We start from the raw sequence: 209 nt of genomic DNA on the forward strand, positions 1-209 counted from the left end.
GGTGATAACTTGGCCAGATGCCATTGGTATCGCTCGTTATTATAGTAATCGATGTAATCATCGATGATGGCTTTCACCTCCTCAAAGCTTTTGGATACTGCAATTTTTTCTTTGATGTAATCTTTCATGTGGCCAAAGAAGCTCTCCTGTGGCGCATTGTCCCAACAGTTGCCTCGCCGGGACATGGATTGCCTCAATTCTTTGTCATG

General features: G+C 44.0%; 1 protein-coding gene. It reads right to left on the reverse strand.

Annotated features, from left to right (window positions below; translation table 11 throughout):
- On the reverse strand, positions 1–209 hold a 209-nt coding region (locus tag ACE418_RS13625), incomplete at both ends, for an IS3 family transposase (protein WP_416451100.1).

The sequence above is a fragment of the Megasphaera jansseni genome (assembly GCF_047974155.1).
Classification (GTDB): domain Bacteria; phylum Bacillota; class Negativicutes; order Veillonellales; family Megasphaeraceae; genus Megasphaera.